Below are 25,706 nucleotides of genomic sequence, written 5' to 3'. Positions count from 1 at the left end.
TTCCACGACTAGGGCGAGTCCGCTGGTTGCGGCATGATCGGGTCATGGATCGCAGGAGCGTCATCGTCGGCGGAGCCGCGCTGGGCGCCGCCTGGCTGGCCGGGTGCAGCGGCGACGATCCCGAGCCGCGTCCCAGCCGGTCCACGGGCGCGAGCCCCTCCGCCTCGCCGACCACGACCGCCACCACCACGACCACCCCGCCGGCTCCGCAGGCCGTCGACCCGCGGATCGACGGCACCGTGGCCACGGGCCTGAACGTGCCCTGGGCGATCGCGTTCCTCGCCGACGGCACGGCCCTGGTCACCCAGCGCGACGACGCCTCGATCGTGCGGGTCACCGCCGACGGCGACGTCTCGAGGGTGGGCGACGTGCCCGGCGTGGCGCCGGGGGGAGAGGGCGGTCTGCAGGGCCTCGCCGTCGCGCCCGACGAGTCGGCCCTCTACGTCTTCCTCACCGGTCCGGAGGACAACCGGGTCGTGCGGCTGGCGTTCGACGGCGAGCGCATCGGCCGCGCCGAGCCGATCCTGACGGGCCTCGCCAAGGCCTTCAACCACCAGGGCGGCGCGCTGACCTTCGACCGTCGCGGCCACCTGTTCGTCGCCGTCGGCGACGCCGCGAACACCGGCACGCCGCAGGACCGCGACTCGCTCAACGGCAAGATCCTGCGCATCGACACCGAGGGGCGCGCGGTCGACGGCAACCCGTTCGGCAACGAGGTCTGGTCGTACGGCCACCGCAACGTCGAGGGCCTCGCCTGGGACGGCGAGGGCCGGCTGTGGGCCAGCGAGTTCGGTGACCGCAGCCAGGACGAGCTCAACCGGATCGTCAAGGGCGGCAACTACGGCTGGCCGATCGTCGAGGGCGACAGCGACGACGGCCGCTTCGTCCGTCCGAAGGTCACCTGGCCCACCGCCGACGCCTCTCCCGCGGGGCTCGCGATCAGCGGCGACCGCGCGTTCGTGGCGGCGTTGCGCGGAGAGCGCCTGTGGCAGGTGCCGCTCGAGGGCACGTCCACGGGGGAGCCGCGCGCCTTCTTCACGCGTGAGCTCGGCCGGCTGCGCGCCGTGGCCGCCGCGCCCGACGGCTCGCTGTGGCTCGGCACCTCCAACACCGACGGCCGCGGCCGTCCCCGTGACGGCGACGACCGGATCGTGCGCGTCGCGATATCCGCCTGAGATTTCACTGGCGTTTCGAGGTGCGGGTCGGTTATCGTCATCGGTGGGGGACGACTCGGCTCGCCGACGTCATGGGGAATGCAGCGCCTCTGGGCCACGGGCCCGCGCGGCTTTTCGAATCGTCCTTCCGTCACCCCTCGTGACTGCTTCGGAGACGCGAGCGGGTGGAGGCGGTTCGCCGCCCTGTGAGTCCGGCTCCCTCCCGGCACTGACAGCAAGAACCCCACCACCTCGCGGTGGTGGGGTTCTTGGCGTTCAGCGTTCAGGCTGTGCAGCCGTCAGGCAGTGAGTCCGTCTCAGAGGGGACGGATGTTCGCGGCCTGGAGGCCCTTCTGGCCCTGCTCGACGTCGAACTCGACCTTCTGGTTCTCGTTCAGCGAGCGGTAGCCGCTGGACTGGATCGCGCTGTAGTGCGCGAAGACGTCCTCGCCGCCGTCGTCGGGGGCGATGAATCCGAAGCCCTTGTCGGCGTTGAACCACTTGACGGTACCGGTGGCCATGGTCTTTCTCCTCTTGATCCTTCTGGCGATGGTCGGACGCGATGGTCACGGCCGACGGTCGCGACGCACATCCAACCGCGAGAGGAACCACGCCCCGGAGGGAACCGCATCCTTTTGCTGTCCAACGTCGTGCAACTGGCACCACCCTACGACACGGGAAGGGGTCGGGGCAGGCCCCTGAGACACCGCGTCGGAGTGAATGTCCCGTGAACGCGGCGCGCCGCGACACCCACCCGAGTGACTACGTCGGTATAGTCAGGAAGAACCACCCGCCAGGGGTGGTGCCCGCCGGTCCGCCGGAGGGCCGAGCGGGGGGCGTGCATCCGGGGGGACGGCGCGTCCCCCGCACCTGTTCCGGCCCCGCTCAGCGGCGGTCCGCCGTCTCGAAGTCGTCGATCGCGCCGGGCGCCCCGCCGAACTCGTCGGCGACCTCTCCCGCCACCTCACCGGCCTCGCGATCGGCGTGCGCGTCCTCGTCCATCCCGGCGTCCGCACGGCGCAGGGCGGCGTGGTTCGTGGTCAGGACGGCGATGGCCGCGAGGCAGGCGAGCGAGGCGATCGCGAACGGCACGTGCAGGTTCGTGGCCTCGACCAGCTGGCCCGCCGCGAACGGCGCGAGCCCGCCGCCGATGAAGCGCACGAAGCCGTACGCTGCCGACGCCACCGGGCGCTCGACGGGTGAGATGACCATGACGGCCTGGGTGGTGAGCGTGTTGTTGATGCCGATGAAGACGCCCGACACGATCACGCAGGTCACCAGGACCGCGCGGTCGTCGGGGAAGGCCGCGATGCACGCCAGCACCACCGCGAAGCCGGCGAGTGCTCCGTACAGCGACACGGCCGTGCCGAAGCGGGCCTGCAGGCGCGGCGCGCCGACGACCGAGAAGATCGCGACCAGCACGCCCCAGCCGAAGAACACCCAGCCCAGCTGCATCGCCTCGAGCTCCATCGGGAACGGCGCGTAGCCCAGCATCGTGAAGAAGGCCCAGTTGTAGAGCAGAGCGGTGAGGCTCATGAGCAGCAGGCTGCGGTGGCGCAGGGCGCGCAGGGGAGCGGACAGCGAGGTCGGGGTGGCGGGCTTCGGGGTGGCCGGCAGCAGCAGCGTCGTCGCGACGAGGGCCAGCGACATGAGCAGCGCCACGCCGTAGAACGGGCCGCGCCAGCTGATGTCGCCCAGCACGCCGCCGAGCAGCGGACCGGCGGCGATGCCCAGGCCGAGCGCCGCCTCGTAGAGGATGATCGCGCCGGCGAAGCCGCCCCGGGCGCTGGAGACGATGGCCGCGAGACTCGTCGCGATGAACAGGGCGTTGCCCAGGCCCCAGCCCGCACGGAAGGCGACGATGCCGCCGATGCTGTCGGCCGAGCCGGCCAGCGCGCTGAAGACCACGATGATCGCCAGTCCGACGAGCAGCGTGCGCTTGGCGCCGATGCGGCTGGACACCCAGCCGGTGACGAGCATCATCACCGCGGTGACGACGAGGTAGCTGGTGAACAGCAGCGTGACCTGGCTCGGCGTCGCGTCCAGCTCGGACGACAGCGCCGGCAGGATCGGGTCGACCAGGCCGATCCCCATGAAGGAGATGACGCAGGCGAAGGCGACGGCGTACACGGCCTTCGGCTGGCGGAACAGGTGCGGGGCTTCAGCGTGACTCATGCGACTCCGTGAAGTGGGTGAGGGCGGACAGGGCGGCGGCGATCGCGGCGCGGTCGTCGGGGGAGAGGCGCGCGACGGTCGCGGCGATGAGCTCGTCCTGCAGGCGCAGTCGCTCGTGCAGCACGGCGAGGCCCTCGGGCGTGATCGAGATGAGGCTGGCCCGCGCGTCGGCCGGGTCGGCGGCGCGCGTGACGAGGCCCTGGGCCTCGAGCCGCTGCACGAGGTTGGTCATCGCAGGCTGCGACACCGCCTCGCGCTCGGCCAGGGCGGTGATGCGCTGGGGACCCTCGGAGTCGAGGATGGCCAGGCTGCTCGCCGCCGCTCGGCTGGTCTCCAGCCGGGGCGTGCGGCGCGCGATCGTGTTGCTCAGCCGACGCAGCACGTCGGTGATGTCGGCGATCTCTTCCATAGCCCCGTTATATCACGGGGCTATGTATCTGGCGCTCAGCCGAGGTCGTAGTCGATCGTGAGCGGCGCGTGGTCGGACCAGCGCTCGCCCCAGCTGGCCGCCCGGTCGACCGTCGCGGCGCGGGCCGACTGCGCCAGCTCGGGGGTCGCGATCTGGTAGTCGATCCGCCAGCCGGTGTCGTTGTCGAAGGCCTGGCCGCGCATCGACCACCACGTGTACGGGCCCTCGACGGGTCCGGCGAGGTGACGGTGCACGTCGTACCAGCCCAGGTCGCCGAAGAACTGGTCGAAGTACGCCCGCTCCTCGGGCAGGAAGCCCGCCTTCTTGCGGTTGCCCTTCCAGTTCCGGATGTCCAGCTCGGTGTGGCCGACGTTGAGGTCGCCGGTGACGAGCGCGTGCCCGTCCATCCCGCCGAGCTCGGCCATCCGCTTGGTCATCTGGTCGAGGAAGCGGTACTTCTCCTCCTGGCGCGGCGTGCCGGCCTCGCCCGAGTGCACGTAGACGCTGACGACCGTGAGGACCGAGCCGTCGGCCAGGGTGAGGTCGGACTCGATCCAGCGTCCGGCGTCGTCGAAGAACGCGTCGCCGTTGCCGACGCGGTGGCTGGTGGGCTCGAGGCGGCTGATCACGGCGACGCCCGCGCGGCCCTTCGCCGCGGCCTCGGTGTGCACCACGTGGTAGCCGGTGCCCTCGAGGATCTCGTGCACGATCGCGTCGGGCGCGCGCACCTCCTGCAGCGTGATGATGTCGGCGTCGCGGCCCTCGAGCCACTCCTTCATCCCCTTGCGCCACGCGGCGCGGATGCCATTGACGTTGACGGTCGAGATCCTCAGCACCCCGCGAGGCTACCGGCCCCCACCCACCACTTTCGGAACGGGAGGCACGCTTCCGGGCGGCGAAAGCGTGCATCGCGTTCCAGAAGTGCGGAGGGCGGGCGAACGTCAGTCGGAGAAGGGCGGGCGCTCGTCGAGGCGGATCGAGCGGCGGCCGGCCCAGCGCCAGACGCGCGCGGTGAGGTCGTGGTCCTCGTCGGTGACGAGGTTGCCCATGACGCGCAGGGCGATCGTCATGAGCGCGTGCGAGCGCATGCCGATCGGGCCGGCGGCGGGCAGCAGGTGCGGCACGGTGAGCAGGCCCGCGAGACGCCGTGCGATCGAGAAGGCGGGGCCGTAGTGCGCGGTCAGCATGGCCGGCCACGCCTCGGCGGGGGAGTCGTCCGTGGCGAGCAGCTCGGCGCCGATGCGTCCGGTCTCGAGCCCGTAGTCGATGCCCTCGCCGTTGAGCGGGTTGACGCAGCCGGCGGCGTCGCCGATGACGATCCAGTTGGGTCCGGCGACGCCGGACACGGCGCCGCCCATCGGCAGCAGTGCCGAGGTGGGCAGGTGCAGGTCGGCGCCGAGGTCCCAGTCCTCGCGGCGCAGGGTGGCGTAGTACTCCATGAGCGGGCGGATCTGGACCTTCGCCGGGCGCTTCGCGGTGGCCAGCGCGCCCACGCCGAGGTTCACGCGACCGTCGCCCAGCGGGAAGATCCAGCCGTAGCCGGGCAGCAGCTCGCCGCTCTCACCGCGCAGCTCGAGGTGCGACGAGATCCACGGGTCGTCGCCGCGTCCCGACTTGACGTAGCTGCGGCCCGCGACGCCGTACGCGGTCTCGCGGTGCCACTCGCGCCCGAGCACGCGGCCCAGCGGAGAGCGGACCCCGTCGGCCACGACGAGGCGACGGCACGCGATCGTGTGGCGGCCGGCGGCCGTGTCGAAGACGACGCCGGTGACCGAGCCGTCGGGACCGCGCTCGACGTCGACCGCACGGGCGCCGTCGATCCCGGTGGCGCCGGCGTCGATGGCGCGCTGCCGGATGCGGTCGTCGAGCTCGGTGCGGGGGACCGCCGAGCCGTGGTCGGGCAGCGAGCCGCCGGGCCACGGCAGCAGCAGCTCCTGGCCGAAGCCGGCCGCGCGCAGGCCGCGGTTCACGGTGTGGCCGCGCACCCAGTCACCGAGGTCGAGACGCTCGAGCTCGGCGATCGCGCGCGGGGTGAGTCCGTCGCCGCAGGTCTTGTCGCGCGGGAACGTGGCCGCGTCGGCCAGGACGGTGTCCAGCCCGAGTCGCGAGGTCCACGCGGCGGCCGAGGAGCCGGCGGGACCGGCGCCGACGACGAGGACGTCGGTGGTGGTCGGCAGGCTCATGTGACGATTCTCCCACCGGGCCCACGCCGGGTCGGCGCGGGGCGCGCCGTGGGAGGATGGCGGTCGTGTCCCACACGTCCACGCCGAGCCCCGACGTCGTCCGGTTCGCCTCCCGCGGCTCCACCCACTACGACGTCCTGATCGCGATGTTCTGCGTCGTGATCGTCGTGTCGAACATCGTCGCGAGCAAGGCCGTAGAGATCGGCTCCGGCCAGGTGATGCTGGGTCCGGTGCAGCTGTGGCCGCTCGTCGTCGACGGCGGCGTCGTGCTGTTCCCGCTGGCCTACGTGCTCGGCGACGTGATCTCCGAGGTCTACGGCCTGCGCGCCGCCCGCCGAGCGATCCTCACCGGCTTCGCGGCCGCCGCGCTGGCCACCGCCACGTTCTTCGTGGTCCAGCTGCTGCCCGGCGCGTCCTGGTACGAGAACCAGGCGGCGTACGAGGCCGTCCTCGGCCCGGTCGCGCAGATCGTGCTGGCCAGCCTGGCCGGCTACGTCGTCGGGCAGCTCCTCAACTCGTGGGTCCTGGTGCGGATGAAGCAGCGCTCGGCCGAGCGTCGCCTCGTCGCCCGACTCATCGGCTCCACCGGAGTGGGCGAGGTCGCCGACACCCTGATCTTCTGCGCGATCGCCGCCTCGGCGATCGGCGTCACCACGTTCGGCGCCTTCGTGAACTACTTCGTCATGGGCGTCGTGCTGAAGGTCGGCGTCGAGCTGCTGGTCATGCCCGTCACGGTGCGGGTCATCGCGGGGCTCAAGCGGCGCGAGCCCAGCTACCTCGCGGCCTGACTCAGCGCCGGCCCGCCAGGTAGCGGCCCAGCCAGTCCTGCTTCAGCTCGGCGAAGTCGCCGTTCTCGATGGCCGCGCGCATCGCGTCGACGAGCCGCACGAAGAACCGCTCGTTGTGGATCGAGCACAGCGTCGCGGCGTTGTACTCGTTCGCCTTGAACAGGTGGTGCAGGTACGCCTTCGTGTAGTGCGTGCAGGTGTAGCAGTCGCAGCCGTCCTCGATGGGCCCGAAGTCGCGGCGCGAGGCCGCCACCATGAGGTTGTAGCGACCGGTGGCGCTGTAGACGCGCGACGAGCGCGCCACCCGGGTGGGCGTGACGCAGTCGAAGGTGTCGCAGCCGGCCTCGACGCCCTCGAAGAGGTCCTCGGGCTCGCCGATGCCGAGCAGGTGCCGCGGGCGGTCGTCGGGCAGCTCGTCGGTCACCCAGCGCACGATCGTGCCGAGGCTCTCCTTCTCGATCGCGCCGCCGACGCCGTAGCCGTCGAAGGCCAGGTCGGCCAGGCCCCGCGCCGCGCGGCGCCGCAGGTCCTCGTGCTGGGCGCCCTGCACGACGCCGTAGAGCGCCTGGCGCGGACGGTCGGGGTGCAGCGCGCGCAGCCGCTCGATCTCGTCGAGGCAGCGCCGCGCCCACGCCTGCGTGCGCGCGAGCGACTCCTCCTGGTACTCGCGGGAGTTCATCAGCGTGGTCAGCTCGTCGAACGCGAAGATGACATCCGCGCCGAGCTGGTGCTGGATGCCCATCGAGACCTCGGGCGTGAAGCGGTGCCTCGAGCCGTCGAGGTGGCTCTTGAACGTGACGCCGTCGTCGTCCACGTGGGCGAGGCGGTCCTTGCCGGGGGCGATGACGTCGTCGGCCTCGGTGCCCACCGCGTCCATCGCGAGGGTCTTCTTGAAGCCGGCGCCCAGGCTCAGCACCTGGAAGCCACCCGAGTCGGTGAAGGTGGGACCGCGCCAGTTCATGAAGGCCCCGAGCCCACCGGCCTCCTCGACGATGTCGGCGCCGGGCTGCAGGTACAGGTGGTACGCGTTGGCCAGCACGGCCTGCCCGCCCAGCTCGGAGATCGACTCGGGCAGCACGGCCTTGACCGTGGCCTTCGTGCCCACGGGGACGAAGGCGGGGGTCCGGATCGAGCCGTGCGGGGTCTCGATGGTGCCCGATCTTCCGGGGGCGTCCGGCAGGGTGCTTCCGACGGTGAACACGGCCCCATCCAAACAGACGGGGCCGTGCTCGCGGTCAGTCGGCGGGGCGGTCGACCAGCTCGACGCGCGTGGCGTCGCGCGCGCTGGAGCCCATCGCGGCGGCGAGGCGGTGGTGCACCGCGCCCTCGCGGTGACGACTCTGCCGGTCGAGCGACAGGCCGAGCGCGGTCTGCGCCCAGGCGCTCGTGGGCTCGAGATCGACCAGCGTGCGGAACGCCTCCTCGGCTGGGCCCAGGTGGGCGGCGGCGAAGTGCGCACGGCCCAGCAGCTCCCACACGGCGGCATTGCGCGGCTCGGCCTCGGTGAGCGGCCGCAGCACGCGGGCGGCCTCACGCGGGAAGCGCGAGTCCAGCAGCTCCTCGGCGTAGCGGAACGCCGCCAAGGGCTCCATCGCCTCGATCTTCTCGTCGGTCAGCGTGGGCTTCATCCAGATGGTCATTCCGCTCTCCTCTCGTCACCGCTTCCAACGGCGGGAGGGTGCGGAATGTTCCCGGCTACTCCTGGGCCCCGGCCGTGGGCTCCGGCGTGGGCTCGACGGTGGGCGCGGTGGTCGGATCCGGCACCTGCGGCGCGGGCGCGGGTGCGGTCGTCGGGGCCGTCGTGGGCGCCGTCGTCGGAGCCGTGGTGGGGTCGGCGGTCGGGTCCGCGGTGGGCCGCGTCGACTCCGAGGGCGCCGGTTCGTCGTTCGACTCGCCGCCGCTGCCGCGGTCCTGCCACGGGCGGCTGATCGTGGGGTTGTCGGCCTTGCCGAACGAGGACCCAGTGGCCAGCTCGTACCCGCCGATGACCAGCAGCGCCGTGCCCAGGCCCAGCGCGGTCCAGGTCAGGACGCGCTTCCACGAGAAGGCTCGCTCGGAGTCCTCGACGGCCACGGTCGACTCGTGCTCGGTGACGAGGATCTCGCCCTCGTCGACTCCCTCCACCTCGCCGGCGGGCGCCGCGCGCGAGACCACGGTGCCGCTCTCGGTGATGAACGTCGTGCCGCGGTCGAGGCCGCGCACGTAGAGGGCACTGGCGATCGACGCCACGAGGCTGCCGACCGCCGCGCCGATGATCGTGCCGGCCACGCCGAGGTACGACGCGACCCACGCAGAGGTCATCGCGGCGAGTGCACCGGCCACCAGTTGGAGCCAGGACAGACCGGTGGCAGGACCTTTGCGGGACATGACGTCGAGCCTAACGAACGGCTGAGCGCCGCCGTAGTGACTCGAGTCTCAGGCCAGAGCCTGCTCCAGGTCCTCCAGGAGGTCCTCGACGTCCTCGATCCCGACCGACAGGCGGACCAGGTCCTCGGGCACCTCGAGCTGCGACCCGGCCGTGGAGGCGTGGGTCATCGCACCGGGGTGCTCGATGAGCGACTCGACGCCGCCGAGGCTCTCGGCGAGCGTGAACACCTTCGTCCGCGAGCACAGGTCGAGCGCGGCCTCGCGACCGCCGGCCAGGCGCAGCGAGATCATGCCGCCGAAGCGGCGCATCTGGCGCGCGGCCACCTCGTGACCGGGGTGGTCGGGCAGGCCGGGGTAGCTCACGTGGCTGACGGCGTCGTGGTCGACGAGCATCCGCGCGATCGCCTCGGCGTTGTCGCAGTGGCGGTCCATGCGGACGGCGAGGGTCTTGATCCCGCGCATCGTCAGGTAGGCGTCGAACGGACCGGGCACGCCGCCCGCGCCGTTCTGCAGGAACGCGAACGCCTCGTCGAGCTCGGCGTCCGACGTGACCAGCGCGCCACCGACGACGTCACTGTGACCGCCCAGGTACTTCGTAGACGAGTGCAGCACGATGTCGGCGCCGAGGGCCAGCGGCTGCTGGAGGTACGGCGAGGCGAACGTGCTGTCGACGAGCAGCCGGGCGCCGGCGTCGCGCGCGATCGCCGAGACGGCCTCGATGTCGGCCACGTTCAGCAGCGGGTTCGTGGGCGTCTCGAGCCAGACCAGCTTCGTGCGATCGGTGATCGCCGCGGCGATGGCCTCGGGGTCGTTGACCGGCGCCGGCGTGTGCTCGATGCCCCAGTGCGAGAACACCTTGTCGATGAGCCGGAACGTGCCGCCGTACGCGTCGTCGGGGATCACGAGGTGGTCGCCCGGACGCAGGATCGCACGCAGGGCCGTGTCGGTGGCCGCCATGCCGGACGAGAACGCCCGGCCGTACGTGCCTCCCTCGAGCGCGGCGAGGTTGGCCTCGAGCGCCCGACGGGTGGGGTTGCCGGTGCGGGCGTACTCGAAGCCCTCGCGCATCCCGCCGACGCCGTCCTGCGCGAACGTGGAGCTGGCGTAGATCGGGATGTTGACCGCGCCGGTGCGCGGGTCCGGGTCCTGGCCGGCGTGGATTGCGCGGGTGGAGAAGCCTCCGCCGTTCTCGCTCATACGTGCACTCCCAACAGGTCGTGGCGGGTGAGGACGCCGAGTGGCTTGCCCTCGTCGACGACCATCAGCGCGTCGCTGCCCTTGAACGCGTCGAGGGCGGCGGCGAGGTCCTCGCCGGAGCCGATGATCGGCAGCGGCGGCTCCATGTGCTGGGCGACCGCGTCGGTCAGCTGGGCGCGGCCCTCGAAGACGGCGCTGACGAGCTCGCGCTCGCTCACGCTGCCGGCGACCTCGCCGATCACGACCGGCGGCTCGGGACCGACGACCGGCATCTGCGAGACGTTGTACTCGCGCAGGATCTCGATCGCGTCGCGCACCGTCTCGGACGGGTGCGTGTGCACCAGGGCCGGCATCGCGCCGCTCTTGCGACGCAGGATGTCGCTCACGTGCAGGTCGGCGGCGTGGCCGTCGAGCGGCGTCCGCAGGAAGCCGTAGGACGCCATCCAGTCGTCGTTGAAGATCTTCGACAGGTAGCCGCGGCCGCCGTCGGGCAGCAGCACGACGACGAGGTCGTCGGGGCCGAGTCGCTCGGCCACGCGCACGGCGGCGACGACCGCCATGCCGCACGAGCCGCCGACGAGCAGGCCCTCCTCGCGGGCGAGGCGGCGGGTCATGTCGAACGAGTCGGCGTCCGAGACGGCGATGATCTCGTCGGGGATCGCGGGGTCGTAGGCCGAGGGCCAGAAGTCCTCGCCGACGCCCTCGACGAGGTACGGGCGACCCGAGCCACCGGAGTAGACCGAGCCCTCGGGGTCGGCGCCGATGACCTTGAGGTCGGGGTTCTGCTGCTTGAGGTAGCGACCGGCTCCCGTGATGGTGCCGCCGGTGCCGACGCCCGCGACGAAGTGCGTGACGCGACCGTCGGTGTCACGCCAGATCTCCGGGCCCGTCGTCTCGAAGTGGCTGGCGGGACCGGCCGGGTTCGAGTACTGGTCGGGCTTCCAGGCGTTCGGGGTCTCGCGCACGAGCCGGTCGGAGACGTTGTAGTAGGAGTCCGGGTGGTCCGGCGGGACCGCCGTGGGGCACACCACGACCTGCGCGCCGTACGCCTTGAGCGTGTTGCGCTTGTCCTCGCTGACCTTGTCGGGGCACACGAAGATGCACGAGTAGCCGCGCTGCTGCGCGACGAGCGCGAGGCCGACCCCCGTGTTGCCCGAGGTGGGCTCGACGATGGTGCCGCCCGGCTTGAGCGCACCGGACGCCTCGGCCTCGTCGACCATCTTGACCGCGATGCGGTCCTTGGCGCTGCCTCCGGGGTTCAGGTACTCGAGCTTGGCCACGACGGTGGCCGCGCCTTCGGGTACGACGGAGTTCAGCCGGACTAGGGGAGTGTCGCCGATGAGGTCGACCACGTGGTTCGCGATGGCCATGACCCCATCATCGCACCGTGTGTCACACGCGTCCGATCAGGACCTGAGCGGGCGCCCGTTAGCGTCCTTGGAGTCCGACACGAGGATCAGGATCCCGTCGATGAACGGCCACAGCGCACCGATGCCGCACGTGACGAGGGTGACCACCAGCTGGGCGACGCCCATGCTCGTGTGTCCGGTGTAGAACCGGCCGATCCCCAGCGGGATGATCAGCTGGAGCAGGCCCGCGACGATCTTGGACTTGTCCGAGAACGGGATGCCGGTCTTCGGGTCGATCCCGTACGGCGCCCCCGGGACGCCCCAGCCCGGACCCTGCCCCGGAGGGGGCGGGGGCGGGAAGGACGCACCCGGAGGCGGCGGCGGAGGCGGGGGAGGCGGGGGCTGTGCCCCGCCGAACCGCACCGTCGGATCGTGGTCGCCCGCGTGCGGATCGGGATCCGGCTGCGGGTCGTTCGGCGGGGTCGTCATGACCCGAACGCTACCGCGCGATCAGACGATCGCGCCCTCGTCCGGCATGCCGCGCCCGTCGACGATGTGGGCGTACGGATCGACCTTGTTCCGCGGGTCCTTGTCCGGGTTGTACGGCCAGCGCTCCTCCAGCAGCAGGCCGAGCGTGGCCGCCGTGAACACGGTGGAGAAGTGGCCGAACAGCAGGCCCAGCAGCACCGCGATCGAGAAGTCGCGCAGCGAATCGCCGCCGAGGAACATGAGCGCCGCGAGGATGAACGTGGCACCCATGGCGGTGTTGATCGTTCGTGGCAGCGTCGACAGGATCGCCTCGTTGACCATCTCGCGCAACGGGATGTCCCGGGTGCGCGTGCGTTCTCGGATGCGGTCGAGGACGACGATCGAGTCGTTGACCGCCAGGCCGATGATGGACAGGATCGCGGCGAGGAACACGCCGTCGATCGGCTTGCCCCACCAGGCGAACACGCCGACCACGGCCAGCACGACCGACGCCATCGAGACGATGGCGGCCGCGGCCCAGGTCCAGCGGAAGCGCCAGGCGAGGTACGCCATCTGGGCCGCCACCGCGATGAGGAACGCCAGGATCGCCTTGTTGCGCAGCTCCTTGCCGAGCGTGGGGTCGATCGTGTCGGAGCGGACCTGGACGGTCTCGCCGCCCACCTCGGCGATCGAGGCACGGACCTGCTCGGCCTGGTCCTCGTCGATGTTGGGCAGGCGAACCGAGATGTTCTCGCCGCCGTCGCCCGAGGACGACTGGACCACGGCCTCGGGGAAGCCGGCGTCCGCGACCGCCTCGCGGGCCTGGTCGGGGGTGATCTCCTCGGCGGTCGTGTACTCGATCTGGCGACCGCCGGCGAACTCGACGCCGAGGTCGAGGCCGCGCACCACGATGCCGCCGATGGCGACCGCGGCCACGGCCAGCGAGACCGCGACCCACATGCCCGCGCGACGCACGAGGTAGGGGCCGTGGTCGTTCAGCCAGCGACGCACGCTGGAGATGCCGGCGATGCCGCTGACCTGCGGGTGCTGGCGCACCCAGCCGCGCTTGACCAGCCACTCGGTCAGCCAGCGGGCCACGACGAGCGCGGAGAACATCGAGGCGATGACGCCGATGGTCAGCGTGATGCCGAAGCCCTTGACCGGTCCGGCGGACAGGAAGAACAGGAGCAGCGCCGCGAGGACGGTGGTGACGTTGGAGTCGATGATCGCGGACCAGGCCTTGGAGAAGCCGGTGGTCAGGGCCGAGAGCAGACCGGCCTTCGGATTCTCGTGATACTCCTCGCGCGCTCGTTCGTAGACCAGGACGTTGGCGTCGATGGCCAGACCGATCGCGAGCACGAAGCCGGCGAGGCCGGGCAGGGTCAGGGTGGCGCCCAGCAGGACCAGTGCGCCGTAGGAGATGAGGGCGTAGACGCACAGGGCGATCGTGGCCATCACGCCGGTGAGGCGGTAGATGAAGATGATGAAGAGGCCGGTGAGGGCCAGACCGATGATCGAGGCCTGGATGGAGGCGTCGATGGCTGCGGCGCCGAGCGTCGGGCCGACGGTGCGCTGGTCGATGATCTCGACCGGCACGGGCAGCGCGCCGCCCTTGATCAGCGCGGCGAGGTCCTCGGCGCTGGCCTGCGTGAAGTCGCCGGTGATGCTGGTGGAGCTGCCGCCGCCGGACTGGCACAGCTCGGGGACGATGCCGGGCGAGGAGATGACCTCGTTGTCCAGGATGATCGCGATGCGGTTGCCCGCGGCGGTGTTCTGGCAGGCCGAGGTGACCAGGTCGCGCCACGGCCCGCGGCCGGTGCCGTTGAACTCCACGTTGACGACCCAGTCGCCCAGGCCCTGCTGGGGGAGCGCGGCGTTGGCGTCACTGATGCCGTTGCCGTCGAACGCGACGGGGCCCAGGAGCAGGCTCTGGCCGGACTCGTCGGGCAGGACGACCTCACCCTTCGCGGGCTTGGTGCTCTCGTCGGCCGGAGCCTTGACCTCACGGAACTCCAGGCTGGCCGTCTGGCCGATGACCTCGGCTGCCTTCTTCGGGTCCTGGACGTTGGGGAGCTCGACGATGATCCGCTTGTCGCCCGAGCGCGCGAGCGTGGGCTCGGAGACGCCGAGGGCGTCGACGCGGCCGCGCAGGACCTCGAGGGCCCGGTCGGTGGACTCGGCGTCGGCCGTGACGCGATCGGTGGACTTCGTCTCGAGGGTGAGCTGCGTGCCGCCGCGCAGGTCGAGGCCCAGGTTGGGCTTCATGGTGAACGCGACGGCGATCGACCCGACGATGACGGCGAGGCAGATCAGCCCGCGCCAGAAGTTGGTCTTGGAGCGCATGGGTGACTTTCGATGGGGGCCGCGGGGCGCGGCGAGGAAGAACAGGGGTGGCGGGACGGACCGGGGATCCGGTCAGGCCAGCGGCGGGGCGCGGCCGGCGGGCGCCGGGACGGCCCGACCCACCTGCGCGACGACGAGTGCCACGGCCAGGGCCACGAGGCCGGCCGCCGTGAGGGTCAGCGCGGCGTCGATCGTGCCCGCGGGCAGGTCGACGGAGATCGCGTGATCGTCGGAGGTCGCCTTCGCGACCGTGACCCGGGGCTGCGCGGGACCGTCCTGGCCGGCCGACATCGTCGTGCCGCTGGCCCGACGGTCCGAGCCGGAGAAGCCGGCGACGGCACCCAGTCCCAGCATGCCGGCGAGCAGCACGGCGGCCAGGGCCGCGACGAGACGTCGCGCGGCGTGGGTGGTCCGGATCACCCGGCGAGTGTAACCGTCCTACGGTGGGGGCGTGAGCACACGACACGTCCTGGGCACGAGCGGCATCGAGGTCGGACCGGTGGGGATCGGCTGCAACGCGTTCGGAGCGCGCATCGACGGCGACCAGGTGGCCGCCGTCGTCGACGCGGCCTTCGAGCACGGGGTGCGATTCTTCGACACGGCCGACACCTACTCCCTCGGCGAGAGCGAGACGCTCTTGGGCGCCGCGCTGCGCGGCCGGCGCGACGAGGTGGTGATCGCGACGAAGTTCGGCATGGACATGCAGGGACGCAACGGCGACGACGGCGGACGCCGCGGCAGCGCGGCCTACGTGCGCCGCGCGGCCGAGGCGAGCCTGCGGCGGCTCGGCACCGACGTCATCGACCTCTACCAGCTGCACACGCCCGATCCGGGCACGCCGGTCGAGGAGACCCTCGGCGCGATGACCGAGCTCGTCGACGAGGGCAAGGTCCGCGCGATCGGCTGCTCGAACTTCACGGCCTGGCAGCTCGTCGACGCCGACTGGGTGTCGCGCACGGCCGGCCTCGCGCACTTCGTGACGGCGCAGAACGAGTACTCGCTCTACAACCCGGCGGCCGAGGTCGAGCTGGTCCCGGCGTGTGTCGAGCTGGAGGTGGGGATCCTGCCGTACTTCCCGCTCGCCTACGGGCTGCTGACGGGCAAGTACTCGCGCGACGCCGAGCCCGAGGCGGGCACCCGCCTCGCAGGTCAGCGGGCGCGCTGGGAGGGCGCGGACTGGGAACGGATCGACGCGCTCCAGGCGTTCGCCGACGAGCGCGGGATCGGCCTGCTCGAGCTCGCGATGGGCGGGCTCGCGTCGCGTCCCGCGGTGGCCTCAGTGATCGCGGGCGTCTCGCGCCCGGAGCAGGTGGCCGCGAACGCGCAGGCGGCGCAGTGGACCCCCACGGCGCAGGACTCCGAGGGGCTCGACGAGCTGATGGCGCCCGCGCACTCGTACACGACGTTCGCGCCCCGCTGAGGGCGTGGAGGGGGAGGGGCGCGCCGGGTCGGGAGCGCCTCACGGCGCGTGGCCGCTCGTAGCGGCTGATGTTGGGACCCGGGGCTACCTCGACCCGGCGCGGGAACCAGCCTAGACGACCGGGCCCAAACTCAGTGCAGCTCTCCGTGTCGCTCGGCCTCGGCCGCGGCGCGCAGGTGGCGCGCCGTGTCGACGAGGCGCGCGGCACTGGCCGGATCGCTGTCGTCGATCTGTCCGCGGCCCACGCCGACGATGTGCGCGAAGGCCGCGGCCCGGTCGAGGGCGACGTCGAAGTCGGCCGTGACGATGCCCCGCACGACGGTGTCCGCGAGCTCGATGACCTCGTTCGGCCCGGGCGGGTCGACGACTCCGGCCAGGACCTCCTGCACCGGCGCGTAGGCGCGTCCGGCCGCGAACTCGCGCGACGCCTGCACGGGGTTGTTGCGCACCCACGTGCGCAGGACGTAGAGCCGCCACAGGGCGCCCGCCACGGTCTCGGACGGCGCCTTGGACCACAGCTCGGCGATGACGCCCATGCCCTCGGAGTCGGCCAAGTGCAGGACGCGGTCGATCAGGTCACGATCGCTCGGGTCGTGCGCGCCGCGCACCAGCAGGTTCGCGATGCGATGGCCCGCCGCCGTGCGCTCGGCCGGGTCGTCCCGGTCGGGCACCGCGTCGAACAGGGCGGCACCGGGCAACGACGGCTTGTGGAAGTCGGCCATGCGTTCGAGCGTAGACCCGCGGCGGTGAGGTGACGCGCAGGTTCGTTCGGATGCGGCTCAGGGGTCGACGAGCGCCGCGGCGATGGGCGCCGCGACCAGCTCGATCTGCCAGTTCCGGCTGCCGCGCTCGCGCAGCTCGGCCGCGATCGACTCGGGATCGAGGTCGGCCGGCGGCTGCCAGGCGAGGCCGCGGACGAGGGCGGGCCCCACGAGGTTCTCGGCCGGCAGGTTGTGCTCCTCGGCGATGCCGGCGACCACGGCGCGCACCCGCACGAGGCGGGCCGCGGCGACGGGGTCCTTGTCTGCCCAGGCGCGCGGGGGCGGCGGGCCCTCGGAGCGCTGGCCCGAGGTGGGCAGCTCGTCCTCGGGCAGGCCGAGCGCCGACTCGATCGCCGTGAACCAGTCGTCGAGGAACCGGCGCGGGCCGCGGCGACGCATGGTGGGGTCGTCCTTCAGCGCCGAGAGGCTGGTCGGCGCCTGCGTGGCGAGCGCGACGATCGACGCGTCGGGCAGGATCCGCCCGGGGGTGACGTCGCGGTCGGCGGCGATGGCGTCGCGGGCGTGCCACAGCGCGCGCACGATGGCCAGCGACCGGCGGCTGCGGATCTTGTGGATGCTCGAGGTGCGCCGCCACGGGTCCTTGCGCTCCGGCGGGCCGGTGAACGACAGCAGGGCGTCGAACTCCTCGCGCGCCCAGCCGTCCTTGCCGGCGGCGACCAGGTCGGCCAGCACGAGCTCGCGCAGCTCGAGCAGGACCTCGACGTCGAGGGCCGCGTACTCCAGCCACGGCTCGGGCAGGGGCCGCGTGGACCAGTCGGCCGCCGAGAACTCCTTGGCCAGGCTCATCCCGAGGTAGTGCTCGACGAGGGCCGCCAGGCCGACGCGCGGCAGGTTGAGCAGGCGCCCGGCGAGCTCGGTGTCGAACAGCGACGCGGGGCGTAGGCCGACCTCGGCCAGGCAGGGCAGGTCCTGGGTGGCGGCGTGCAGGATCCACTCGGCGTCGCCGAAGGCCAGGCCGAGCTCGGTGAGGTCGGGGAAGGCGATGGGGTCGATCAGCCACGAGCCGGAGCCCTCGCGACGCACCTGCACGAGGTACGCGCGCTGGGAGTAGCGGTAGCCGGACGCGCGCTCGGCGTCGAGGGCGATCGGGCCCTCGCCCAGCGAGATCTCGGCGCACGCGCGCGCCAGGGCGTCCTCGGTGTCGACGACCGGGGTCAGCGGCTCGCGGAGGCCGAGGCGGGGGAGGACGGGCTCGGGCGCCTCGTCGGGGATGATCTCTTCCGGTTCGTTCGTCAACGGGCCGAGCGCCTACGCGTGAGGGGGACGACGCCGGGCGCCATCGGGGGGAGGCCGGCCAGCTTGGCGAGCAGCTCCATCCACGCCGCGGCGTGCGGCTCGAGGTCACCGTGCGGCGTCCACGAGGCCCGGACCTCGATCTGGGCGTCGGTCTCGTCGTCGGCCATCGCGCCGAACCCCTCGGAGCGGACCACGGTGATGCTGCCGGCCGGGTTCGCGTGCTCGGCACCGGCGCCGTCGAGCGCATCGGTCAGCCAGCTCCAGCCGACCTGCGTGATGAGCGGGTCGGAGGCCATCTCCTGCTCGATGTCGGCCCGGGCGAAGGTGACGCAGCGGAACGTGCCGTCCCAGGCCTCGTTGCCGGCCGGGTCGTGCAGCAGGATGAAGCGACCGGTGCCGAGGTCGGCGCCGGCGACGACGACGTCGGCGGTCATGGCGTGCGCGAAGGGCGCGATGCGCTGCGGGGCCGGCATCTCGCCGATCTCGAGCTCGGGGCGCGCGACGGCACGCTTGACCTCCTCGACAGCCCGCGTGAACGGTGCCGGGATGCCTTCAAGCTTGGTTCGGGCGCCCACACCGTGATCTTAGGCACGGATCGCGGGGGCCGGGGGCTCGACACGCAGGGCGTGACAGACTCGGGACGTGACCACCGACGCTCGCACCACCCCCCTCGACGATGCCATCACGAGCCCGTTCCTGCGGGCCTGCCGGGGTCTGGAGCCCTCGCACACGCCGGTGTGGTTCATGCGTCAGGCCGGTCGGTCCCTGCCGGAGTACCTCGCGATCCGCGAGGGCGTGCCGATGCTCGAGTCGTGCTTCCGCACCGACATGGTCGTCGAGATCACGATGCAGCCGGTCCGCCGTCACGGCGTGGACGCGGCGATCTTCTTCTCCGACATCGTGGTGCCGCTGAAGGCGATCGGCGTCGACCTGGACATCGTGCCGGGCACCGGGCCGGTCGTGGCCGAGCCGATCCGATCGGCCGAGCAGGTGGGCGCGCTGCGCGACCTCGAGCCCGACGACGTCACCTCGATCACCGATGCCGTGCGCGGCCTCGTGCAGGAGCTCGACGGCACGCCGCTCATCGGCTTCGCGGGCGCGCCGTTCACGCTCGCGTCCTACCTCGTCGAGGGCGGACCGTCGCGCGACCACCGCCGTACGAAGGAGCTGATGTACGGCAACCCCGACCTGTGGCACGCGCTGCTGGGGCGGATCGCGGCGATCGCGGGCCAGTTCCTGCGGCTGCAGGTCGAGGCCGGGGCCTCGGCGATCCAGCTGTTCGACTCGTGGGCGGGCGCGCTGTCGCCGGCGGACTACGACACCTACGTGCGGCCGCACTCGACCGCCGTGCTCGAGTCGGTGGCCGACCTCGACGTGCCGCGCATCCACTTCGGCGTAGGCACGGGCGAGCTGCTGTCGCGGATGGGCGACGCCGGTGCCGACGTCGTGGGCGTCGACTGGCGCGTGCCGCTGGCCGACGCGATCGGCCGGGTCGGCCCGAGGGCGGTGCAGGGCAACCTCGACCCCACGCTGCTCTTCGCCCCCACCGAGGTCGTCCACGCACGGGCCGCCGAGGTCATCGAGGCCGGACGCGCCGCGCGCGGCCACGTGTTCAACCTCGGCCACGGCGTGCTGCCCGCCACCGACCCCGACGCGCTGACGCGCCTGGTCGACTTCGTCCACTCCTACGAGCCGGAGGCCTGACGTGCGGGTCGCCGTCGTCGGCGGCGGGATCGCCGGGCTGTCCGCCGCGTTCCACCTCGCGGCCGCGGGCGCCGAGCCCGTCGTGCTCGAGGGCTCGCCCGAGATCGGCGGCAAGCTGCGCCAGGCGCGACTGGGCGACCTCACCGTGGACGTCGGGGCCGAGGCGATGCTGGCGCGGCGGCCCGAGGCGCTCGAGCTGGTCGCCGCGGCAGGCCTGTCCGGCGACGTCGTCGCGCCCGAGCCGATCCCGTCGATGGTGTGGAGTCACGGCGCGCTCCGGCCGCTGCCGCCCACGATCATGGGCGTGCCGACCGACCTGTCCGCGCTGGAGGCGTCCGGGATCCTCACCGATCCGGTGACGTCGGTGGCGGTGCCCGTGCCCGACGAGGACGTCTCCGTGGCGCAGTTCGTCGGCGACCGGCTGGGCCGCGACGTCGTCGACCGCCTCGTCGAGCCGCTGCTCGGCGGTGTGTACGCCGGTCACGCCGAGCGCCTCTCGCTGCGGGCTGCGGCGCCGGTGATCTCCGAGCTCGGTCCCGACCTGCTGGCTGGTGCCGCCGAGCGTGCTGCCCTGCCGAAGGCCTCGGGCCCGGCGCTGGTGGGCGTGCGCGGGGGAGTCGGGCGCGTGCCAGGAGCGGTCGTCGAGACCGGCGGCTTCGAGGTGCGCACGGGAGCCACCGTCCGCTCGGTCCGTCGCGACGGTGGCGGCTGGGAGCTCGTGGTCGGGCCCACGACCGCTGCCGTCCGCGAGCGCTTCGACGCCGTCGTGATGGCCACGCCCGCGCCGGCTGCCGCGCGACTGCTGGCCGAGGCCGCGCCCCGGGCCGCGTTCGCGCTGGCGGGCGTCGACTACGCCTCGATGGTGGTGGTGTCGCTGCTGCTCGAGGGCGCCGAGCTGCCCGCGGGCACCGGCTTCCTCGTGCCGCCGGTCGAGCCGCTGGAGATCAAGGCGGCCACGTTCTCGTCGCGCAAGTGGGCCTGGCTGGCGGAGGAGGCCGGCGGCGCCACGGTGCTGCGCGCCTCGATCGGCCGCGCCGGCGACACCGCCGTGCTCCAGCGCGACGACCCCGCGCTCGTGGACCTCGCCGTCACCGATCTGCGGTCCGTGCTGGCGTCGGCCGGCTCGCTCGGCACGGTGTCCGCGTCGGCGGTCCAGCGGTGGGGCGGTGGCCTCCCGCAGTACGAGGTCGGGCACCGCGAGCTCGTTCGCACCGTGCTCGACGACGTCGCCGCCGTGCCGGGTCTCGAGGTGTGCGGCGCGGCCTACGAGGGCGTCGGGGTCGCCGCGGTGGTGGCTTCGGGGAGGGCTGCTGCCGAGCGAACCATGGCCGGGTGAGAATGGACGCATGAGTTCGCACGAGGTCGACCCCGAACAGATCAACTCCACCATCCGGTACGCGATGTACTCGGTGTTCCGGGTCGAGCGTCCACTCGGCGACGGTGACCGGGCCGCGATGGCGGCCGAGGTCGACGCGCTGTTCGACAAGCTCGACGACGTGGTCGTGCGCGGCACCTACGACCTGAGTGGCATGCGCGCCGAGGCCGACCTGATGATCTGGTGGCACGCGGCCACGGCCGACGCGTTGCAGGACGCCTACAACGCCTTCCGCCGCACCGAGCTGGGCTCGCACCTGGCGCCCGTGTGGTCGAACGCGGGCCTGCACCGTCCGGCGGAGTTCAACCGTTCGCACGTCCCCAACTTCCTCGCCGACGAGAACACCCTGAAGTACATCTGCGTGTACCCGTTCGTCCGCTCGTACGAGTGGTACCTGCTGCCGGACGACGAGCGCCGCCACCTGCTGCGCGAGCACGGCGAGGCCGCCCGCGACTACGCCGACGTCCGCGCGAACACGATCGCCTCGTTCGCTCTGGGCGACTACGAGTGGCTGCTGGCCTTCGAGGCCGACGAGCTGCACCGCATCGTCGACCTCATGCGCGAGCTGCGCGCCACCGGCGCCCGCAACCACGTGCGCGAGGAGCTGCCCTTCTACACCGGCCGCGCCCTCTCGCTCCCCGAGCTCACCCAGCTCTGGCCCTGACCGCCGCGCCGCGGTCACGCGGTCCCCGCGCGCGAGATGTGTAGCGGTATCCACCCTTTTTCGGGCCTGACGGCCTGAAAGGCGTGGATGCCGCTACACATCTTTCGCTAGCGGGTGAGGACGGGTCTGGCTTCGCGGATGCGCAGGGTCGTGGCGGGGCCGGTGGCGGTGATGGTGGTGTCGAGCTGCTGCCAGTCGCCGTCGTCGATGCGGTAGGTCACGCGGTAGGTGACGTCGACGCGTGCACTGGCTCGCCCTGGCTCGCGGTAGCGGTGGACGATGTCGAGGGCGGGGTAGGGGCGGCCTGGGCTGCCGGTGGTCTGGGTGGTGCCGTCGCCGTGGTGCCAGGTGTAGCCGGCGGGCGTGGCGCGCAGGTCGACGGTGGAGTCGAGGATGTCGACTGATCGTTCGAACGGCGTGGCGCTGGTGTGGAAGATCGTCTCGAGGTTCACGAGCGTCGACCCCGCGGGCTGGACCGCCACCTGGAGCCGGGGGAGCCCGACGCGCTCGATCGCCTCGACGACGTCGCCGGGCCTGACCTCGCGCTCCGGCCCCTCGGTCGGGTCCGCCGGCTCGGGCCGGGTGATGCAGTCGTCGTTCGGGAATGGTGCCTCGGGACGGCAGTAGAACGGATCGGGGACGTGCTCGGTCGGCGGAGGCTCCACAGGGCGCCTCGGGTTCCCTATGCGAATGGGGCCAGGCTTCTTCGGCGGAGTCCGTTTGATGCCGTCGAGGCGGACCTCCGGGCTCGTGGGATTCGGGGTGACGTCGATGTCACCAGACGAAGTTGTTAAGAGGAGCGCCGCCAGCAGGGCGATCATTCGTACTTGCCTTCCCAGAACTGGGTCACGGTCCAGCCGTCGTCGAATCGCAGGCCGAACGTGACCGTGTCGCTTGACTCTGATGTCGCCTCGGTCGATGCCTGCTTCGACTCGCGGAACTCTCCGGCTGAGATCTTGAGATCGGTGGTGACGAACGACTCGGCCTCGGGCTGCCTCCGCTTGTCGAACCGGACCTCGGAACCGGAAGGAGCGGACCATGTCTGGCGGATGAACCCGCCGCTCTCGTAGGTGTCTTTGAAGAACTCGACGTAGCGCGCGCATCCCTCGCACTGCGGGTCGGACAACCGCTGCAGCTCCTGCAGATCGCCCGTCGCTGCTGCATAGCCCATCACATCGACAAAGTGCCGAGTGAAGGTCGAGACACCGCTCGGCGTGAACTCCTTCGCCACCTCCGGCATGGGCGGGAGCGTGGCGTCCGGGTTCGCCGGAGTGGTCGCCGTCGTGGTGGGTTCGGGTGGCGGCGGGTCGTCCCCGCCGCAGGCGCTCAGCGTGAGCGCGAGTGTCGCCATGACGGCAGACGTGACCAGCCGCATCGTTCCCCCTGACTCGATGGTGTGAACCCGAGTTGCAGGAACCCTAGCGAGCGAGCGAGTCGTGCGGGAGCCTCCGTCTCAGCCCTGTGGACGACCGATCCGACGACCCCAGAAAATGTGTAGCGGTATCCACCGGAATTCCGGCCGATGGGCCGGAAAAGGGTGGATACCGCTACAGATCTCGCGCGCCGGAGGCGCGACAAGCCAGGTCAGTCGGCCTGGAGGTCCAGGGCGATGCCGTTGATGCAGTACCGCAGGTCGGTCGGCGTGGCGAAGCCCTCGCCGGCGAAGACGTGGCCGAGGTGGGAGCCGCAGTTGGCGCAGCGGACCTCGGTGCGCTTCATGCCGAGCGTGGAGTCCTCGATGTACTCGACGCGGTCCTCGGCCAGGGGGGAGTAGAACGACGGCCAGCCGCACTGGGCGTCGAACTTGGTCTCGCTGCGGAACAGCTCGGCTCCGCAGCCGCGACAGCGGTACACGCCGACCGTGGGGTCGTGCTCGTAGTCGCTGCTGAAGGGTCGCTCGGTTCCGGCCTGGCGCAGCACGTGGTACTCGGCGGCGCTGAGGTCCTCGCGCCACTGGTCGTCGCTGCGGTCGACCGCGTAGGTCTTGTCGGTGGGGTTGCTCACATCTCCGCCTGTTCGTCGAAGGTCAGGTGTTCCAACAGGTGCAACGTCGGGACGTCCAGTTTTCTTCTCGCGCGCGACGTCCAGTCGAGGTGAAGGAACTCACGCACGACGTGCGGCTCGGTGAGGATGATGACCTCGTCGCAGGACTGCTCCTTCACGAGGTCGACCAGCGCGTCGATCGGGTCGTACTCCACGAGCTTCGTGGTGACCTTCTGCCCGCGCTCGACGAGCAGGGCCGCGGACGCGTCGAGCTCCTGCTGACCGTCCGCGCGCAGCTCGTCCTCGATGCGCGTGTAGGAGGCGGGCTCCTCGAGCGGGACGAACTGGGCCCCGCCGAACGCCGTCATGGACGCGCTCAGTGCCGCCGGGGACGAGTCCACGGGCAGCAGCATGTGATAGGTGACCTCGTCGTCGACACCCTCGTGCAGGGCGAGGATCTGGTCGGCGTCGAGGTCGATGAGCTGGCGCTCCACCAGCAGGGCCACGTTGTACATGTCCCCAGCCTAGGCCGCGCGCCGATCACGGACCCAGCGTGTGAGCAGCACGCCGTCGTCGTCGATCGCATGACCCAGCCGCATCGGCAGCTCCACGGGTCGCGCGCCCTCGGTCATCCGCTTCGCGGCGCCTCCGAGGAGGTGCGGCGACACGGTCAGGCAGACCTCGTCGACGAGGTCGAGGTCGACGAGCGTCCCGTGCAGGTCGGGCCCGCCCTCGCACAGGATCCGGTCGAGGCCGCGGGCGGCGAACGCGTCGAGCACGGCCGGCCAGTCGACCTCGTGCTCGCCCGCGACGATCACCTCGACGGACTGCGACAGCTCCTGCCGCCGCTCGGCGTCGGAGGCGGCCGGCGTGATCACCATGAGCCCGGGCGTCAGGAGCGACTCCGGGATGTCGAGATGGCGGCTGACGACGGCCAGCTGCGGCACGCGGGGACGGTCCTCGCGCAGCGTCTCGTGGATGGCGTCCGCGCCGATCGGGCGGTAGCCCTCGGCCCGCGCGGTGCCCGCGCCGACGACCACGACGTCGGCGAGGCTGCGCAGCACCTGGAACAGCCGGGCGTCCTGCTCGCCGCCGAGCGTGCCCGAGAGGCCCTGCGAGTTCTGCACCCCGCCGTCGACCGAGGCGACGAAGTTCGTGCGCAGCCACGGCTTGTGGGACTCGGGGTAGGCGTACAGGTCGGCGAGCTCATCCAGATCCGGCATGGCTCCACCGTAGGGCGACCTGAGGCATACTGCCGAGATGACGGACCTGCGCTCGACCCTCGCGACCACCGGACCGATCGACCTGGCCGCGCACCCCTCCGACGCGACCCCCGGATTCACGGGGACGAAGCGCGACGCGAAGCGCCTGCTGCCCGAGATCGGCGAGCGGCTGATGGACCTGCAGGAGCTGCTGTTCGCCAATGGTCGCGCGGGCACCACCGACCGCAAGGTGCTCCTGCTGCTGCAGGGCATGGACACGTCCGGCAAGGGCGGCACGCTGCGCCACGTCGCCGGTCTCGTCGACCCGCAGGGCCTGGCGATCACCGCGTTCAAGGCCCCCACCGACGAGGAGCGCGAGCACGACTTCCTCTGGCGGATCGGCCGGCGACTGCCCGAGCCCGGCATGATCGGCGTCTTCGACCGCTCGCAGTACGAGGACGTCCTGATCGGTCGCGTGCGCGAGCTCGCCCCGGCCGACGAGATCGAGCAGCGGTACGAGCAGATCAACGCGTTCGAGCGCGAGTTCACCGGCGGCGGGGGAGTCCTGCTGAAGTGCTTCCTGCACATCAGCCCCGACGACCAGCGCGAGCGCCTCGCCGAGCGGCTCGAGGACCCCACGAAGTTCTGGAAGTACAACCCCGCCGACCTCGACGAGCGCAGCCTGTGGCCTCAGTACCAGCAGGCCTACGAGATCGTCCTCGAGCGCTGCTCCACCGAGTACGCCCCGTGGCACGTCGTCCCCGCGGGCCGCAAGTGGTACCGCAACTGGGCGATCGCCACGATGCTCGGCGAGACGCTGGCCGAGCTCGGCCTCGACTGGCCGGCCGCCGACTTCGACGTGGAGGAGCAGAAGAGGCGCCTGGCCACGATGTGACCAGGCGCCTCC

Annotated in this window: 28 protein-coding genes; 8 read left to right on the top strand and 20 right to left on the bottom strand. The window is 71.9% G+C overall.

The features are described 5' to 3' along the window. Nucleotides 1-44 precede the first annotated feature (44 nt). Nucleotides 45-1,175 (top strand): PQQ-dependent sugar dehydrogenase, encoded by a 1,131-nt coding sequence (locus O3S82_RS09860; protein WP_269302514.1) that lies wholly within the window; start codon nt 45-47, stop codon nt 1,173-1,175. A gap of 296 nt (nt 1,176-1,471) precedes the next feature. Here the strand turns inward: O3S82_RS09860 and cspE are convergent, their stop codons facing one another. The 5 genes from cspE to O3S82_RS09835 form a co-directional block, all read right to left on the bottom strand. Beyond that, the gene (cspE, locus tag O3S82_RS09855; protein ID WP_179424176.1) at nt 1,472-1,675 is read right to left on the bottom strand and encodes a transcription antiterminator/RNA stability regulator CspE; all 204 of its coding nucleotides are present in this window, start codon (nt 1,673-1,675) and stop codon (nt 1,472-1,474) included. A 364-nt stretch (nt 1,676-2,039) separates the two neighbouring features. Next, the gene (locus tag O3S82_RS09850; RefSeq protein ID WP_269302512.1) at nt 2,040-3,329 is read right to left on the bottom strand and encodes an MFS transporter; all 1,290 of its coding nucleotides are present in this window, start codon (nt 3,327-3,329) and stop codon (nt 2,040-2,042) included. Beyond that, entirely contained in the window at nt 3,316-3,738 is a 423-nt protein-coding gene (locus tag O3S82_RS09845) for a MarR family winged helix-turn-helix transcriptional regulator (RefSeq protein ID WP_179424178.1), read from the bottom strand. Before O3S82_RS09845 ends, O3S82_RS09850 begins: the two co-directional genes overlap by 14 nt. A 35-nt stretch (nt 3,739-3,773) precedes the next feature. After that, nucleotides 3,774-4,574: an exodeoxyribonuclease III gene (locus O3S82_RS09840; RefSeq protein WP_179424179.1), complete on the bottom strand. Its 801-nt coding sequence runs from the start codon at nt 4,572-4,574 to the stop codon at nt 3,774-3,776. Between the two features lie 105 nt (nt 4,575-4,679). Next, nucleotides 4,680-5,921, bottom strand: coding sequence for a geranylgeranyl reductase family protein (locus O3S82_RS09835; protein ID WP_269302509.1), 1,242 nt, complete (start codon nt 5,919-5,921; stop codon nt 4,680-4,682). Between the two features lie 65 nt (nt 5,922-5,986). Here O3S82_RS09835 and O3S82_RS09830 point away from each other — a divergent pair, with 65 nt between their 5' ends. Further along, complete coding sequence (locus tag O3S82_RS09830) at nt 5,987-6,709, top strand: queuosine precursor transporter (RefSeq protein WP_396336570.1); 723 nt, start codon at nt 5,987-5,989, stop codon at nt 6,707-6,709. Nucleotide 6,710: 1 nt separating this feature from the next. On the opposite strand, the gene tgt is transcribed toward O3S82_RS09830, so the two are convergent. Together tgt and O3S82_RS09820 are read right to left on the bottom strand one after the other, a co-directional pair. After that, nucleotides 6,711-7,910, bottom strand: a complete 1,200-nt coding sequence (tgt, locus tag O3S82_RS09825) for a tRNA guanosine(34) transglycosylase Tgt (RefSeq protein ID WP_269302506.1) — start codon at nt 7,908-7,910, stop codon at nt 6,711-6,713. Between the two features lie 34 nt (nt 7,911-7,944). Next, nucleotides 7,945-8,349, bottom strand: coding sequence for a tetratricopeptide repeat protein (locus O3S82_RS09820; RefSeq protein WP_179424183.1), 405 nt, complete (start codon nt 8,347-8,349; stop codon nt 7,945-7,947). A gap of 38 nt (nt 8,350-8,387) precedes the next feature. Here O3S82_RS09820 and O3S82_RS17350 point away from each other — a divergent pair, with 38 nt between their 5' ends. Further along, nucleotides 8,388-8,915, top strand: coding sequence for a glycine zipper domain-containing protein (locus O3S82_RS17350; protein ID WP_395487584.1), 528 nt, complete (start codon nt 8,388-8,390; stop codon nt 8,913-8,915). 209 nt (nt 8,916-9,124) lie between these two features. On the opposite strand, the gene O3S82_RS09810 is transcribed toward O3S82_RS17350, so the two are convergent. The 5 genes from O3S82_RS09810 to O3S82_RS09790 form a co-directional block, all read right to left on the bottom strand. Further along, nucleotides 9,125-10,273, bottom strand: a complete 1,149-nt coding sequence (locus tag O3S82_RS09810) for a cystathionine gamma-synthase (protein ID WP_179424185.1) — start codon at nt 10,271-10,273, stop codon at nt 9,125-9,127. Further along, a complete protein-coding gene (locus O3S82_RS09805) occupies nt 10,270-11,643 on the bottom strand; it encodes a cystathionine beta-synthase (RefSeq protein ID WP_179424186.1) in 1,374 nt (457 codons plus the stop codon). The genes O3S82_RS09810 and O3S82_RS09805 overlap by 4 nt, the downstream gene beginning before the upstream one ends. Before the next feature lie 36 nt (nt 11,644-11,679). Then, on the bottom strand, nt 11,680-12,111 hold the full coding sequence (locus O3S82_RS09800; protein WP_179424187.1) for a TM2 domain-containing protein: 432 nt from the start codon (nt 12,109-12,111) through the stop codon (nt 11,680-11,682). Between the two features lie 21 nt (nt 12,112-12,132). Continuing rightward, nucleotides 12,133-14,433: a protein translocase subunit SecD gene (secD, locus tag O3S82_RS09795; RefSeq protein WP_179424188.1), complete on the bottom strand. Its 2,301-nt coding sequence runs from the start codon at nt 14,431-14,433 to the stop codon at nt 12,133-12,135. A 72-nt stretch (nt 14,434-14,505) separates the two neighbouring features. Next, nucleotides 14,506-14,853, bottom strand: a complete 348-nt coding sequence (locus O3S82_RS09790; protein WP_179424189.1) for a hypothetical protein — start codon at nt 14,851-14,853, stop codon at nt 14,506-14,508. Between the two features lie 31 nt (nt 14,854-14,884). Between O3S82_RS09790 and O3S82_RS09785 the strand changes: the two genes are divergently transcribed. Further along, nucleotides 14,885-15,853 (top strand): aldo/keto reductase, encoded by a 969-nt coding sequence (locus O3S82_RS09785; RefSeq protein ID WP_269302500.1) that lies wholly within the window; start codon nt 14,885-14,887, stop codon nt 15,851-15,853. A gap of 131 nt (nt 15,854-15,984) precedes the next feature. Here the strand turns inward: O3S82_RS09785 and O3S82_RS09780 are convergent, their stop codons facing one another. The 3 genes from O3S82_RS09780 to O3S82_RS09770 are packed head-to-tail and all read right to left on the bottom strand — an operon-like array spanning nt 15,985 to nt 18,446. Further along, nucleotides 15,985-16,575, bottom strand: a complete 591-nt coding sequence (locus O3S82_RS09780) for a hypothetical protein (RefSeq protein ID WP_269302498.1) — start codon at nt 16,573-16,575, stop codon at nt 15,985-15,987. A gap of 57 nt (nt 16,576-16,632) precedes the next feature. Beyond that, nucleotides 16,633-17,871 carry an HRDC domain-containing protein gene (locus O3S82_RS09775; protein WP_179424191.1) on the bottom strand — a complete coding sequence of 413 codons (1,239 nt, stop codon included), beginning with the start codon at nt 17,869-17,871 and terminating at the stop codon, nt 16,633-16,635. Further along, complete coding sequence (locus O3S82_RS09770; RefSeq protein ID WP_269302495.1) at nt 17,868-18,446, bottom strand: DUF3000 domain-containing protein; 579 nt, start codon at nt 18,444-18,446, stop codon at nt 17,868-17,870. The genes O3S82_RS09775 and O3S82_RS09770 overlap by 4 nt, the downstream gene beginning before the upstream one ends. 67 nt (nt 18,447-18,513) lie before the next feature. Here O3S82_RS09770 and hemE point away from each other — a divergent pair, with 67 nt between their 5' ends. From hemE to hemQ, 3 genes are read left to right on the top strand one after another with little or no spacing between them, the layout of a single operon-like run. After that, a complete protein-coding gene (gene hemE / locus O3S82_RS09765) occupies nt 18,514-19,575 on the top strand; it encodes a uroporphyrinogen decarboxylase (protein WP_179424193.1) in 1,062 nt (353 codons plus the stop codon). Nucleotide 19,576: 1 nt separating this feature from the next. Next, the gene (gene hemG, locus O3S82_RS09760) at nt 19,577-20,911 is read left to right on the top strand and encodes a protoporphyrinogen oxidase (RefSeq protein ID WP_269302492.1); all 1,335 of its coding nucleotides are present in this window, start codon (nt 19,577-19,579) and stop codon (nt 20,909-20,911) included. A 10-nt stretch (nt 20,912-20,921) separates the two neighbouring features. Beyond that, entirely contained in the window at nt 20,922-21,614 is a 693-nt protein-coding gene (hemQ, locus tag O3S82_RS09755; protein WP_179424195.1) for a hydrogen peroxide-dependent heme synthase, read from the top strand. A gap of 107 nt (nt 21,615-21,721) precedes the next feature. Here hemQ and O3S82_RS09750 read toward each other — a convergent pair whose 3' ends face one another. The 5 genes from O3S82_RS09750 to O3S82_RS09730 form a co-directional block, all read right to left on the bottom strand. Then, entirely contained in the window at nt 21,722-22,279 is a 558-nt protein-coding gene (locus O3S82_RS09750) for a hypothetical protein (RefSeq protein ID WP_269302489.1), read from the bottom strand. A gap of 152 nt (nt 22,280-22,431) precedes the next feature. After that, nucleotides 22,432-22,989, bottom strand: coding sequence for a DUF6318 family protein (locus O3S82_RS09745; protein WP_269302487.1), 558 nt, complete (start codon nt 22,987-22,989; stop codon nt 22,432-22,434). A gap of 209 nt (nt 22,990-23,198) precedes the next feature. Next, nucleotides 23,199-23,618, bottom strand: coding sequence for a peptide-methionine (R)-S-oxide reductase MsrB (msrB, locus tag O3S82_RS09740; protein WP_179424198.1), 420 nt, complete (start codon nt 23,616-23,618; stop codon nt 23,199-23,201). Further along, complete coding sequence (locus O3S82_RS09735) at nt 23,615-24,112, bottom strand: universal stress protein (RefSeq protein WP_179424199.1); 498 nt, start codon at nt 24,110-24,112, stop codon at nt 23,615-23,617. Before O3S82_RS09735 ends, msrB begins: the two co-directional genes overlap by 4 nt. A 9-nt stretch (nt 24,113-24,121) precedes the next feature. After that, nucleotides 24,122-24,820, bottom strand: a complete 699-nt coding sequence (locus O3S82_RS09730; RefSeq protein WP_179424200.1) for a pyrimidine reductase family protein — start codon at nt 24,818-24,820, stop codon at nt 24,122-24,124. Between the two features lie 37 nt (nt 24,821-24,857). On the opposite strand from O3S82_RS09730, the gene O3S82_RS09725 reads away from it, so the two are divergent. Next, entirely contained in the window at nt 24,858-25,694 is an 837-nt protein-coding gene (locus O3S82_RS09725; protein ID WP_269302484.1) for a PPK2 family polyphosphate kinase, read from the top strand. Nucleotides 25,695-25,706: the final 12 nt, after the last annotated feature.

This window comes from Aeromicrobium sp. HA (assembly GCF_027171405.1).
Lineage (GTDB): Bacteria > Actinomycetota > Actinomycetes > Propionibacteriales > Nocardioidaceae > Aeromicrobium > Aeromicrobium tamlense.
Note: the sequence above shows the minus strand (reverse complement) of the source record. Positions and strands in the feature narration are given on the sequence as shown.

Excerpts from the sequence above, each read along its gene's own strand:
- O3S82_RS09860 (WP_269302514.1), top strand. The coding sequence starts at position 45 with ATGGATCGCAGGAGCGTCATCGTCGGCGGAGCCGCGCTGGGCGCCGCC.
- cspE (WP_179424176.1), bottom strand. The coding sequence starts at position 1,675 with ATGGCCACCGGTACCGTCAAGTGGTTCAACGCCGACAAGGGCTTCGGA.
- O3S82_RS09850 (WP_269302512.1), bottom strand. The coding sequence starts at position 3,329 with ATGAGTCACGCTGAAGCCCCGCACCTGTTCCGCCAGCCGAAGGCCGTG.
- O3S82_RS09845 (WP_179424178.1), bottom strand. The coding sequence starts at position 3,738 with ATGGAAGAGATCGCCGACATCACCGACGTGCTGCGTCGGCTGAGCAAC.
- O3S82_RS09835 (WP_269302509.1), bottom strand. The coding sequence starts at position 5,921 with ATGAGCCTGCCGACCACCACCGACGTCCTCGTCGTCGGCGCCGGTCCC.
- O3S82_RS09820 (WP_179424183.1), bottom strand. The coding sequence starts at position 8,349 with ATGACCATCTGGATGAAGCCCACGCTGACCGACGAGAAGATCGAGGCG.
- O3S82_RS09810 (WP_179424185.1), bottom strand. The coding sequence starts at position 10,273 with ATGAGCGAGAACGGCGGAGGCTTCTCCACCCGCGCAATCCACGCCGGC.
- O3S82_RS09805 (WP_179424186.1), bottom strand. The coding sequence starts at position 11,643 with ATGGCCATCGCGAACCACGTGGTCGACCTCATCGGCGACACTCCCCTA.
- O3S82_RS09800 (WP_179424187.1), bottom strand. The coding sequence starts at position 12,111 with ATGACGACCCCGCCGAACGACCCGCAGCCGGATCCCGATCCGCACGCG.
- secD (WP_179424188.1), bottom strand. The coding sequence starts at position 14,433 with ATGCGCTCCAAGACCAACTTCTGGCGCGGGCTGATCTGCCTCGCCGTC.
- O3S82_RS09780 (WP_269302498.1), bottom strand. The coding sequence starts at position 16,575 with ATGGCCGACTTCCACAAGCCGTCGTTGCCCGGTGCCGCCCTGTTCGAC.
- hemQ (WP_179424195.1), top strand. The coding sequence starts at position 20,922 with ATGAGTTCGCACGAGGTCGACCCCGAACAGATCAACTCCACCATCCGG.
- O3S82_RS09745 (WP_269302487.1), bottom strand. The coding sequence starts at position 22,989 with ATGCGGCTGGTCACGTCTGCCGTCATGGCGACACTCGCGCTCACGCTG.
- O3S82_RS09735 (WP_179424199.1), bottom strand. The coding sequence starts at position 24,112 with ATGTACAACGTGGCCCTGCTGGTGGAGCGCCAGCTCATCGACCTCGAC.
- O3S82_RS09730 (WP_179424200.1), bottom strand. The coding sequence starts at position 24,820 with ATGCCGGATCTGGATGAGCTCGCCGACCTGTACGCCTACCCCGAGTCC.
- O3S82_RS09725 (WP_269302484.1), top strand. The coding sequence starts at position 24,858 with ATGACGGACCTGCGCTCGACCCTCGCGACCACCGGACCGATCGACCTG.